The organism is Mycobacterium gastri (genome assembly GCF_002102175.1).
Taxonomy (GTDB): Bacteria; Actinomycetota; Actinomycetes; order Mycobacteriales; family Mycobacteriaceae; genus Mycobacterium; species Mycobacterium gastri.
In genome coordinates, this window is record NZ_LQOX01000080.1 from 1 (window position 1) to 12823 (window position 12823).

Consider the following 12823-nt stretch of genomic DNA (forward strand, 5'->3'; position numbering starts at 1 on the left):
CCTCCGGCACCCCCGGGCCCGCCCCAGCCGATGAGCCCGGCGTCACCGCCACGCCCACCGGCTTGGCCCGCCGCACCCGAGCCTCCCGCCCCACCGTTGCCGACCAGCCAGCCACCATCACCGCCGGCCGCGCCGCTCCCCGCAAGCGCGTCCGCGCCGTTGCCGATCAACGGACGCCCGGTCAGCGCCTTCACGGGCGAAAGCCACTGCACCCCTGACGCCCCGTCCAGCACAGAACTCAAAGCCGCCATATTTGTCGCTTCGGCAGCGGCGTAGGCCCGTCCTGCGGCCGCGACCTGCTGCGCCAGTCGTTCGCCGAATGCGACAGATGCGGCGCTGAGTTGTTGAAACTGGTGGGCGTAGCTTCGGAAGAACGACGTAATGGCCGCCGACACTTCGTCAGCCGCGGGAGCCGCCACGCCTACGGTTACCGCCGCCGCCTCCGCTGTCGCCTGCTTCACCTGCGCATTGATTTGCGCCACGTCAATGGCACCGGTTGCCACCGCGTCTGGCGTCACCCACAACTTCGGCCCAGGAGACGATGCTGCCATCAATTCGACGCTCACGTTGCACTCCGTCCGATCGATACTGGTTCTGAATGCCTATTCGACGAATTCGGTTTCTCAGCGCCCGCCCATGGTCCGCACCCGCCGGCCAAATTGGGCGAGCGCAAGCTCAAAACAGTCTCGGGAGAAGTCCGGCCACAGCTCGTCTACGAACAACAATTCCGAGTAAGAGGAATGCCACGTAAAACCGTTGGACAAGCGATGCTCGCCGCCGGTGCGGATGATGAAGTCGAGGTCTAACATCTCCGGTGCGTTAAGCAGCTGCCAGAATTCTTCTTCGCCGCTGCCGGTGTAATATTTTGCGGCGTCCAATAATTCTTGGCGGCCGCCATAGTTGAGCGCGACGAACAGGGTCATCCGGGTGTTGTGTGCGGTGGCTGACGCTAAGTCGTCCAATGCGTCGAGCACTGGTTCTGGCAGTCCACTGCGCGAGCCCAAGTGGCAGATGCGGACGCCGAGTGGCGCCAGAGCCTCCACGGCACAGGGAAAGTGAGTTGCGAACAGGTTCATCAAGTCGTCGACTTCGGCGGCGGGACGCGTCCAGTTCTCGGCGGAAAAGCCGAATAGGGAAAGCTGTTCGATACCTAGTTCGCATGCATCTCGTGCGCGGGCGATACCGACAGCAAGTCCGGCAAGATGACCTTGGATCGTCGTGAGGCCATTCAAGTCGGCCCAACGCGCATTGCCATCAGGTATCAGGGCCACTGTGCGTGGCAACTGACCCGGTGGTCCACTTTTCGTACGTCCTTTAGCGATATGCCCCACAACCGTCTTCATTGGTATCAGTCCTTTACTAACTAACTCCCGGTCGCACTTATTCATAATCGACGTCCCGTTCTCGGTGGCCGCGCGATCGGTTTGGTCTATGGAACGTGTGAAGCAGGATTTAGGTCGGAGTTAACGGAAATCAGCCGGTGCCGGGTTGGCCAGCCTTACCGGGTGTGCCGCCCGAGCCTGCTGTGCCCCCGGCACCGCCGGATCCGCCGTGGCGGCTGCCCGAAAACGAGTCGGCGTCACCGCCGTTGCCGCCGTCACCGCCGCTGGCGCCGGGACCCGTCGCGTCGCCACCGTCACCGCCGTCACCACCGGTGGCGCTGCCGAAGTTCGTGCCGGCGTTGCCACCGTTGCCGCCGTCACCGCCGTTGCCGACCGAGCCGCCGTGGCCGCCCCGTCCACCGCTACCGCCGCGGGCCTCGCCATTGATGAGGTCGGCCGCGAACCCGTTGCCGCCGTTGCCGCCGTCGCCGCCTGAGTCGACCGCTGCACCGCGGATTCCCCCGGTCCCGGCCTCCCCGCCGCTTCCTCCGATGCCGGCAGCGCCGCCGGCACCGCCGAGACCGGGGCTCCCGGGGTCACCACCCCTGCCGCCGGCCCCGCCGTCGACGTGCCCGCTATCCCCATTGCCGCCATCGCCGCCGTCACCCGGCGCCCCGGCGTCGCCGCCTGTGCCCCCGGCTCCGCCGTTGCCATTGGCCCCCAACGCTCCGCCCTTGCCGCCGACCCCACCCGTCCCGCCGGCCCCGCCGTTGCCCCCGTTGCCGCCCGTGCCTCCTGTGCCGCCTGCGGTCGTCGCAGCCGCGCCATCGATACCTGCACCCCCGGTCCCACCGTGACCGCCGGTGCCGCCGTGGCCACCGTTGCCCGATGCCGTCAACGCGTCGCCACCATGCCCGCCGGCTCCGCCGGTGCCCCCGACCGAGCCGTCACGCGGGATGTCGATTACCGAGACGACATCGCTGCCGTAGCCCTGGGTTACGTAGGCCGCACCGTCAGGGCCGGCCGCGACGGAACAGAAACCAAGGCCGTTGAGTGTGGTGATAATCGTGTTGTTGCCCGTGTCGAGGACAGCCACCGAGCCGCCTTCTATGCTGCAGACGTAGAGCTGAGTGCCGTCGGCGCTGACCGCGACCCCCCCATCTGAATAGTTGAGGCCAGGTTGGTAGTGGCTTGTCGCGATGGTGGTTGAGACGGTGTTCGTCGACGTGTCGATCACCTGAACGGTGCCCAGGCCCGACACGTAGGCGTGGGCGCCATCACGGCTGACCGCGACGTGGATAGGGCTGCTGAGGTCGGTGACGGTGGCCGACACGGTGTTGTTTGCGGTGTTGATCACCGACAGGCTGTTGCTGTCCGAGTTGACGACGTAGACCCGAGTGCCGTCGGGGCTGACTGCCAGGTCCCACGGTCCGAACTGCACGTGGATGGTCGCCGCGATGCTGTTGTCGGCAGCGTCGATCACCGACACGGTGTTATCCAAATTGTTGGCGACGTAGATGTGGGCACCGTCGGGGCTGACTGCAACGCCGCCCGGAAAGCCGCCGACAGCGATCGTTCCGGTCACGGTGTTGGTGGCGGTGTTGATCACCGAAACCGTGTTGTTCGTCAAGCTGCTGACGTAGACGCGGGTCCCATCAGGGCTCACGGCCACGCTGGTCGGGTCGTTGACCATGATCGTGGCGGTAATGGTGTGGGTGGCGGTGTCGATCACCGACATGGTGTTGCTGGTCGCGCTGATGACGTAGGCACGGGTGCCGTCCCAACTCACCGCCACACCGGATGGCCCGTCGAAGCCGGTGATGTTGGTGACGACCGCCGGGTAATTGCCGGTGCCGGCGGCCCCGGTTCCCCCATCGCCTCCGCTCCCGCCGTCGCCTCCGTTGCCTGAGAGCTTTCCGCCGCTGCCGCCGTCCCCACCGCGACCGCCGGCGCCGCTGGCCTTGGTTGCGTCAGCGTGACCGCCGACTCCGCCGTCACCGCCACGCCCGCCGTTGCCCACCGCTCCGCCGTCGCCGCCGTTGCCGCCGTTGCCGCCATCGGCGCCCGGCGCGGAGAGACTGTAGCCGTCGCCGCCGGCGCCACCGTCGCCGCCGCTGCCGGCCGCGCTTCCGGAAGGGCCGTGCGCACCGGCAGTGGATCCACTCCCACCGTCACCGCCCTTGCCGCCAGCGCCCGGGTCGCCCCCATTCCCGCCCTTGCCGCCGTCGGGGCTGCCGGCATCGCCCGCGGCGCCGACACCGCCTCTGCCGCCCTCGGCGCCGGCGCCCCCGGAGCCACCGGTCCCGCCCGCGCCATCGACGCCGGCGTGGCCGAACAAGCCTTTCGCTCCGGCAGTTCCGCCGTTGCCGCCATCGCCGCCATCACCGCCCCTGCCGCCGTCACCGCCGTCGAAACCGTCGCTACCGGCTGCGACTCCGGGCGACCCGTCGGCGCCGCGGGCACCGATTCCGCCGGAACCACCGCTGCCGCCGTCACCGCCGTTGCCGCCGTTGCCGAATATCCGTCCGCCCGCGCCGCCTGATCCGCCGCTCCCGCCGTCGCCGCCCGGACCGCCGTTATCGCCAACGCTGTGGTGGACACCAGTCGCGTCAGCGCCGGCGCCGCCGTGAGCGCCGGTGCCGCCGTCGCCGCCGTTGCCGTAGAGGAATCCGGCGCTGCCGCCGTTACCGCCGTTGCCCCCAGTGGCCCCCGCGCTGGCGCCACCGGTGCCGCCCGGCCCACCGTTACCGAGCAACCAGGCGTGGCCGCCCGCGCCGCCGACACCGCCGGCTCCGAGTAAGCCCGTGGCCGCACCGCCCGCACCACCGGTTCCGCCGGCACCGAACAGCCAGCCCCCGGCACCCCCGGCGCCACCAGCACCGCCGTTGCCGGTCGACGATGCGCCGCCGGCCCCACCCACGCCGCCCCGACCGATCAGCCCGGCGCTACCGCCGGTGCCGCCGGTTTGACCGGGCGCACCCGAGCCGCCGGCACCGCCGTTTCCCCACAACAGACCCCCGGCGCCGCCAGCCGCCCCGGTTCCGTCTAATCCGTTGGCGCCGTTGCCGATCAGAGGACGCCCCAGCAAATACTCGGTGGGCGCATTGACCAGCCCGAGCACCGCTTGCAGCGGCGATGCGCTGAAGGCTTCGGCGTGCGCATATGAGCCAGCAGCGGCGGACAAGGTCTGCACGAACTGGTCATAGGAGGATTGGACGCGTGCGCTGAGGTCCTGAAACTCCCGCGCGTGACCGCTGAGGAACGCGGCGACGGCCTCGGAGACCTCGTCTTGTGCCGCCACTGCGAGGTTGCCGGTAGGTCCCGCCGCGACCGCATTGGCCGCGGCAATCAGCGAACCGAGATCTCTGAGGTCCGAAGCCGCGGCGCTCAGCGCCCCGGGCGACGCGATCACGTACGACATACGTTGTCTCCCAACAACTCTGACTAGTGACGATCAGCTCCGCAGTGACCGATCAGAGCCGGGCGGCGAAGGTGGGGAAATATGCGGGTCCGCCCGCGCCGCCCGCGCCGCCCTCTCCACCGGCGCCGCCCGTCGGGCCCGCATGAGACAGCCCGCCGGCGCCGAAACCGCCGTCTGCGCCGGTGCCACCGGTGCCGTCGCCTCCCTTACCGCCGTGACCGCCCGTGCCGCCATCGCCGCCGGAACTGCCGGCGCTGGTGCCGCTGCCACCGGCACCGCCGCTGCCGCCGTCACCGCCGCTGCCACCGGCGCCCGGGGCGGTGCCGGCGCCGTGGGTGCCGCCGCCACCGCCGAGGCCGCCCTGGCCGCCCTTGCCGCCGGTGCCGGCACCCTCACCGCCCGTGCCGCCCTTGCCGCCGTCGCCGCCGTCGCCGGCATTGCCGGCGTCACCGGAGGCGATGTTGCCGCCATGGCCGCCGGTACCGCCGATGCCGCCATCGCCTCCGAACCCTCCGGCGCCGGTGGCTGTTCCGCCGGTGCCACCGTTGCCGCCGGTGCCGGCGGTGCCGCCTTGTCCGTGCTGTGTTGCCAAGGCGAAGCCGCTGTCACCGCCAGAGCCGCCGTTGCCACCGTTTCCGGCGACAGCGTTGGGCAAGGTGGCGGCTCCGCCGGTCCCGCCGTTGCCACCGTTGCCGGCGGTGCCGTCGATGATGCTGGGACCGCCGCGGCCGCCGTCGCCGCCGTTGCCACCGGTGTAGAAGCCGATGCCCGCATCGCCGCCGTTGCCGCCATCGCCACCGTTCCTGCCATAACCGCCTCTACCGCCGTTGCCGCCGCCGCCGCCATATCCCGCTGTGTCGCCGCCGTTGCCGCCATCGCCGCCGCGGCCCCCGGTGCCGGTTGCCTCGGCGGCGGTCGCGGCGTTGCCGCCGTTACCGCCGTTGCCGCCTTGGCCGCCGCTGTTGGCGAACCCGGTCGCGACACCGGCATTGCCTCCCTTTCCGCCGTCGCCGCCGTCGAAGCCGTCCCCGCCGGCGCCGCCGCGGCCGCCGGCGCCGCTGGTGCTGGCATCGCCGTAGCTGGTGCCGCCAGCGCCGCCTGCCCCGCCGTCACCGCCGGTGCCGGCCGTGCTCAGGCTGCCTGCGGTGCCGGCATTGCCCCCCTTGCCGCCCTCGCCGCCGTCGCCACCGGTGCCGTGACCCTCGCCGCCGTTTCCTCCGCTTCCGCCGTTTCCGGCGTTACCGCCTTTGCCCCCGGTGGCGCCCTGTCCGCCGTTGCCGCCGGCTCCGCCGGCACCACCTTGGCCGCCGGCCCGGCCCGTGCTGGCACCCGACGCGCCGTCGCCACCCTGACCACCGGCACCGCCCTGACCGGCTTGGAGCCCGGTGCCGCCGATGCCGCCGTCGCCGCCGTTACCGCCGGCGCCGTCGTGAACGCTGCCGGTGAACGCGCCGTCACCGCCATGCCCACCGGTGCCGGCGGTTCCGCCGCGACCCCCATCAGCGAGGCCACCGTTGCCGCCGCCGCCGCCGAGACCGCCCGTACCACCGCCGTAGCCGCCGTTACCGCCGTCTCCGCCTCGGCCGCCGACTCCATTGCCGTTTGCGTCGGCGTTGCCGCCGGTGCCGCCTGTGCCGCCGGTGCCGCCGGTGCTGTAGCGGCCTGCCGCACCGCCCAGGCCGCCCTTGCCTCCGGTGCCGCCGGCGATGCTGCTGGTACCGCCGTCGCCGCCGGCGCCGCCTTTTCCGCCACGGCCGCCGTCGTCCCCGGGGGCGGTGCCATCAGAGCCGCGTCCGCCGTTACCGCCGGTTCCACCGTCGGCGCCGCGTCCGGCGTCGGTTCCGCCGCTGCCACCTGTGCCGCCTGCACCTCCGCTGCCGCCGCTGCCGGCGTCGCCGCGACCGTCTGCACCGTTTCCGCCCGCGCCGCCGGTCCCGCCGTTGCCGACCCACCCGGCGTCACCGCCGTGACCGCCCTGCCCGCCGTCAGCGCCCACAACGCCAAGACCGTTGCTTGCCGTCCCGCCGACGCCCGTAGCGGCGCCGCCGTCACCGCCTGCCCCGCCGTTGCCGCCAGCTACGAGTCCCTTGTCGCCGCCACTCGCGCCGTCGACGCCCCTGAGAGCATTGACGCCGCCCGGGTCACCGCCCCTACCACCAGCCCCTCCCGCGCCCGGGTTGCCCCCGTGACCGCCTGCACCGCCGTTTCCGGCCACGGGACCGCTGTCGCCCTTGCCCCCGCCGCCCCCATCTCCGCCGGCTCCACCGAGCGCCCCGTTGCCGCCTGCGCCACCGTTGCCGGCGCTGCCCGAGTGTCCGAACAGGCCGCCCGCGCCGGCGACCCCTCCCGTGCCACCATCTCCGCCGGCGCCGCCAGCACCACCGTGGGCGCCTGCCCCACCTGCGCCGCCGTCTGCCCCGCTGTCCACCATGGCGCTGCCGCCGAAGCCGCCGCTGCCGCCGGTGCCACCGCTGCCGCCGGCACCGCCGGCGCCACCGTTGCCGCCCGAGCCGCCGGAACCCAAGATCAGGCCGCCCCGTCCGCCGGCGCCGCCGGCACCACCGTGGCCGCCGGCCCCGCCGTCGCCGCCAACAGCCCCCCCAGCACCGCTGTCGCCGGTGCCGCCGGCCCCGCTATTGCCCATGGCGCCGGCAGCACCGGAGGTGCCGTTTCCTCCGATTCCGCCCGCACCACCGACGCCACCGCTACCGAACAGCAATCCGCCGCGACCACCGTCGCCGCCGGTTCCGCCATTGGCGCCATCTCCGCCGGTGCCGGCGTTGCCACCGCTGCCGCCGGTGCCCCCGAAGTATCCCGCGTGACCGCCGGCACCGCCGTTGCCGCCGGCGACACCGGTAGCGCCGGCGCCTCCGGAGCCTCCGGCCCCTCCGTTGCCGCCAAACCATCCGGCATTGCCTCCGGCCCCGCCGCTTCCGCCTCCGACGCCGCCGCTGCCTCCGGCCCCGCCGCTGCCGAACAGGCCGGCCGAGCCACCGGCGCCGCCGTTTTGGCCTGCCGCTCCTTGCGCGCCATCTCCTCCGTTACCCCACAGCAAACCCCCGTCGCCTCCGTTACCGCCCGCGGTGGTTGCGCTGGCGCCGTCACCGATCAGTGGGCGTCCGAGCAGCGCTTCGATGGGCGCATTGATCACCGCAAGCAAACTTTGCTCCGCGGATTGCAGCGAGGGCACGTTGGCGGCCTCGGCAGCCAAATAGGAGTTTGATGCATTGCCTAGCGCCTGTACGAAGCGCTGATGAAAATCCGCGGCTTGCGCACTGAGCGCTTGGTATTGGGCGCCATGCTGGGAGAACAGTGCGGCGATAGCGGCGGACACCTCGTCCTCGGCGGCAACCCGCAGCGCTGTGATGCTAGTGGCCGCATGCGCATTCACAGCGATGATCGAGGAACCGATACTGTTCAAATCGGCAGCCGCCGCAGCAAGCATGTTCGGCGAGGTGGTCAGGTAGGACAACATGGCTCCTTTTCATTGGCCTCGACGGTTGCTGGGCGTTGGCGAATGCGAACGGGGGGCCAGAACTGGCACCGGCCGGTTCAGAGATGTGGGAGATAAGAAAACGTCGCCTTGTTCTCGTCCGCAATTCGGCTGTCCATGCTCTCTATGGTTTACCGGCCGACAGGGCGTTCGGTAGACGCCGCGATGTTGTACGGCCACAATTACGGGTTGTGCCCAGCGACCGACTCCGGCCTGCCGTAGCCGGCGACGAATCTGAAGGCGAGATCAGCGGGCGAAGGGCTCTTGAGTGGTTTCGAAGATCAAGTGGTGATCGGTTATGCGAATCCGGTCACCTTCATTGAGGACGGCGCTGGTGTGAATACGTCGACCGGAAACGTAGACACCGTTTACCGAACGCAAATCAACGAGGACGAAATTGGAACCCGTGTCGACGACGGCCGCGTGGTGACGGCTGACTTTGGCGCCGGCAAGAACGATGTCATTGTCCGGGCTGCGCCCGATACGGGTGGTGGTGGCGACCAATGGATACCTGAGTCCGTTCGCGTCGCGAAGTGACGGGCCGTGGGTAGCGCCCGGAGGTGCCGTCATGTGCCGCGACAGGGTGCTGATGGTGTCGTCGGCGCTCGATTGGGCAGCAGTGCGGACATCGAGTGGCCGCTGCCGAAGGATCCGCTCGTGTAGCACACGCACCGCGGGTCCGGGATCGACGCCCAGGTCGTCGGCCAGCCGGTCTTTCAGTCGCTGGTAAGCATCGAGCGCATCGAATTGGCGGTCGGCCAGGTAGTAAGCGGCGATGAGCTGCGCCCAAAGGGGTTCTCGGTAGGGGTGGTCGGTGGCAAGTGTCTCAAGCTCGCCTATTACCGAATGAACTCGTCCGCAAGCGATTTCAACTTCGGCATGGGCGAGTTGCGTCAATACCTTTTCCTCTTGTAGTCCCTTTGCAAAGGCGTCGACGAAGTTGAAGTCACGCAAGTCGTCAAGCGCTGGTCCGCGCCATTCAGCAAGCGCGGCCGAGAAGTGTTCACTGGCCTGCTCGAACCGCGCGTCCGCGGCAGCCCGCAGTCCCGCCCCCTTTTTGGCCACGAATCGGCCCAGGTCGTAGTTGCTGTCCAGAACCGCGAGTCGATAGCCCGGCGACGCGTTGGCCAACAGGGTGCGTGCTTCGGCACCGGCGTTACTCAACAGTCGACGCAGATTAGACATATATGCATAGAGCGTCGCTCGCGCGCCGCTCGGGGCTCCCCGTTCCCACGCTGCGTCGATCAACGCATCGGTTGCGACCGGTCGGTTCCGATTGATCAGCAACATCGCCAATACCGCACGTTGCTTAGGCGTCCCCAACGGTACAACCGCGCCGTCGATGCAAATCTCCAAAGGCCCTAGCACGCTGAACTGGACACCGGGTTGCGCCACCGCCATTCGGTCCCTCCAACTATCGGCGCAGCAATGCCCAAATTGGCGTATTGCCAGCTCCACACTCCCTAGTTCCGTGAACGGCTCCTTGTGTGCCCGTCGCCTACCTCCGCGGTTGGATTAGCGGCCCGTCTCACGGTGGCACGGCAACGGCAGGCCTCGCATACCGGCCGCTCGAGTTGTCAAGAGCCAAGGCGACCGCTTCGTCGAAATTGAGCGCAGCGCCGTAAGCCCACGTGGCTTCGAATCGCTCCCGACCGAGCTCCTGCCTGGCCCGGGAGCAGCACTGCTCATGATGGGAAAACTGATCGGGGACGTGCATCAGCGGGCTGCCGATGGCCCGGCTGAGCGCGTCGGCAGCTGCCAGCATGGTGCCGGCATGGCGCCAATCGTCATGCGAGCCGGCGATCCACGCCAAGTTCTCGAAGCACTGTGCCCCAGTAAACGGATCACCGATCAGCTGCGACAACTCAAGGCCCTCGATAATGGCAAGTTCTGCGCTGTGAAGCTCTCCGCGCAACCATTGCACTACGCCCAGCGCCACCAGCGCCCGTGACCTATACCACGACTCCCCGTGGGATGTCGTGATGGCCAACGCCGCCTCGAAGGAGTTCATCGCCTCGTCAAGATCACCTGACAGCTCAAAAGCCCACCCCAGGTAGTAGGTCGCGGCAAATCGCACCTCGAATTCGCCCGTCAGCGCCTGTGCGCGCCGCAAATACTCGACTCCCCGTTCGATCTCACCGGTTTGCACGGCAATGTACCCGTCAATGGCGTCAAATCTGGCGCGTAGTTCTGCCAATTCTGCTTGTTCAATGTCATTCATCGCCGCAATCTGGTCGCGAGCCTCGGCGGCGATAGCCCGAACCGCGGCGAGGTCCATTTGGAAGAAGGCGATCACGGCGATTTCGCTGAGGGCGCGGACGCGCCACGGGCTCGGTTCAACGGATACCGCGTCCAGTGCTGACTCGAGCCATCGGCGTGCTTCCCCGAACATCCCGTCTTTCTGCCAGACCGGGCGCATGGCCACCGCAATCTCTAATGCGGTTGTCGGGTCATGGACCAGCGAGAACTGCAGCGCTTCGCGCACATTGGGCATCTCGCGCAACAACCGCTCCGACCAGTGCAGCTGACCGTGGGTGAACCATTGCGAGTTGGCTTGGGTGACGAGCTGGTGATACCAGTGGGCGTGACGCGCCCGGAGGAGGTCTTGTTCGCTTCGTGTGACATGGGCTTTGGCGAAGTCGCGCAACGTCTCCAGGAATCGGAAGCGCACGTGGTCGCGCTGTGGGATGCGGATCAAGATGGATTTGTCGACCAGGACGCCCAGCAGGTCGAGCAGGAGGGCTTCGGCGGGCAGTTCGTCAGCGCACAGGTGGTGGGCGGCCGGCAGATCGAAGGTTCCGGCGAACACCGCGAGCGTCGCCCACAGCCGTTGTTCCGTGCGGGTGCAGAGCTGGTAGCTCCAGTCGATGCAGCCGGCGAGTGTCTTTTGGCGGCTCGGAGCGCCGCGGTGGCCACGAGTGAGCAGCGTGTACGGCTCGCTGAGCCCGTCCGCGATCTGTTCCACCGACATGGCGCGCAACCGGGCGGCGGCCAACTCGATGGCCAGCGGGAGGCCCTCCAGCCGGGTGCAGATGCGGTGTACGGCGGCGCCGTTGTATTCGTTCAACGTGAAGTCGGGGACGGCGGCGCACGCGCGTCGTAGGAACAGCGCCACCCCGGGATAGGCGGCGAGGCGCTCTACGTCCGGAGTCGTGTCGGGGCGGGGCACGCCCAGCGGAGACACGGTCTTCACTGTCTCGGCCGCGATGTCGAGGACCTCGCGGCTGGTCGCCAACACGTGCAACCGTGAACAACGGTGCAGCACGGTATCGGCGAACTTCGCCGCGTCGTCTATGAGGTGTTCGCAATTGTCCAGAACCAGCAGCGCATCGCGTTCAGCCAAGACATCGACCAGCACTTCACTGAGAGTTTGGCCAGGGTGATCACGCACGCCCAGCGCCGCGGCCACCGTTTCGGTCAACAGCGTTCCGTCGCGCAGGTCGCTCAGGTCCACCAGCCACACCCCGTCGGGGTATTCGGCGCGCAACTCGGCGGCCGCGTGCAGCGCCAGAGTGGTTTTGCCAACCCCGCCCATACCGGCCAGGGTGACCAGCCGCGAGGTCGCCAAGAGCATCCGCAGTTCGGCCACGTCGGCGCCGCGGCCTACCACCTCGGCGGGCAGCATCGGCAGATTGCCCACTCTTGGCCGCGCTGCCATCGCCGATGTGGCGATGGGGCGCGCCGGCCCGACCCCACCGCCGCGATCGTGGAACAAGACGTGGCGCAATTGTTCACCCAACTCGGCCGCCGACGGTCGATCAGCGGGATCCGGGGCCATCGCCGCGGCGATTATTGCGTCCACTTCGGTGGGGATGTCATGCTCTCGTCTGTCGGAATGCGGCTCGTTACTGATCCGCACGAATTGCGCCACCACCTGCTCACCTTGGCGGCGCTCAAAGGCGGCATGACCAGTCAGCGCGGCGAACAAGCTGGCGCCTAAGCCATATACGTCCGCATCCGCGCCGGGGCTCGCGCCGCCGATAACCTCGGGAGCGGCGAACGCGGGTGTAGTCGCATGCACACCCGCGGTGACCTGACAGCCCCGATTGATGTGAGCGACCCCAAAATCGGTCAACGCCGGCTCACCATAATCGGTGAACAAAACGTTGGCCGGGTTCACGTCACGATGCACCACCCCGACTCGATGCGCGGCGGCCAATGCGCCAGCGATCTTGACCCCGACCTCAAGCACCTCATCGACCGACAGCACGCCGAACTCCGCAATACGTTGTTGCCAAGATCCCTGCCCACACAACGGCATGACGAGAAACGGCCAACCGCCGGCGGTTTGGCCCACCTGCAAAACGGCCACGATGTTTGGATGCCCGGTCAACCGCGCCATGGCCTGCTGCTCACGAGAGAATCGGGTTCGAGCCTCATCGGAGAGACCGGTCAGCACCTTGACCGCCACCGGCCGGTCCAACCCCACCTGCAGGCAGCGAAATACCACACCAAACCCGCCGCGACCGATTTCGGCCGCGTCAACAAAACCCGCCCCGCCCAACTCCGTCACCCAATCCACGGCCACACGCGGCTGGGTGGGATCCAGATCAAGCATCAGCAGCCTCTCGCCTAAGTGTTAAGAGA

At 69.0% G+C, this 12823-nt stretch carries 6 protein-coding genes; all 6 read right to left on the reverse strand.

Features of this window, described 5'->3' with window-relative positions; all coding sequences use genetic code 11:
* Positions 1–566: PE family protein (locus AWC07_RS26690; RefSeq protein WP_139829599.1), on the reverse strand; the 566-nt coding region annotated here is incomplete at its 3' end.
* A gap of 57 nt (positions 567–623) precedes the next feature.
* Complete coding sequence (uppS, locus tag AWC07_RS07810; RefSeq protein ID WP_051508181.1) at positions 624–1343, reverse strand: polyprenyl diphosphate synthase; 720 nt, start codon at positions 1341–1343, stop codon at positions 624–626.
* Positions 1344–1473: 130 nt separating this feature from the next.
* Positions 1474–4743: a PE-PGRS family protein gene (locus tag AWC07_RS27495; RefSeq protein WP_036417544.1), complete on the reverse strand. Its 3270-nt coding sequence runs from the start codon at positions 4741–4743 to the stop codon at positions 1474–1476.
* A 52-nt stretch (positions 4744–4795) separates the two neighbouring features.
* The gene (locus tag AWC07_RS29305) at positions 4796–8215 is read right to left on the reverse strand and encodes a PE domain-containing protein (protein WP_084293687.1); all 3420 of its coding nucleotides are present in this window, start codon (positions 8213–8215) and stop codon (positions 4796–4798) included.
* A gap of 267 nt (positions 8216–8482) precedes the next feature.
* Positions 8483–9637 carry a BTAD domain-containing putative transcriptional regulator gene (locus tag AWC07_RS07835; RefSeq protein ID WP_036417546.1) on the reverse strand — a complete coding sequence of 385 codons (1155 nt, stop codon included), beginning with the start codon at positions 9635–9637 and terminating at the stop codon, positions 8483–8485.
* A 127-nt stretch (positions 9638–9764) separates the two neighbouring features.
* Positions 9765–12794 carry a protein kinase domain-containing protein gene (locus AWC07_RS07840; RefSeq protein ID WP_051508183.1) on the reverse strand — a complete coding sequence of 1010 codons (3030 nt, stop codon included), beginning with the start codon at positions 12792–12794 and terminating at the stop codon, positions 9765–9767.
* Between the last annotated feature and the right edge of the window lie 29 nt (positions 12795–12823).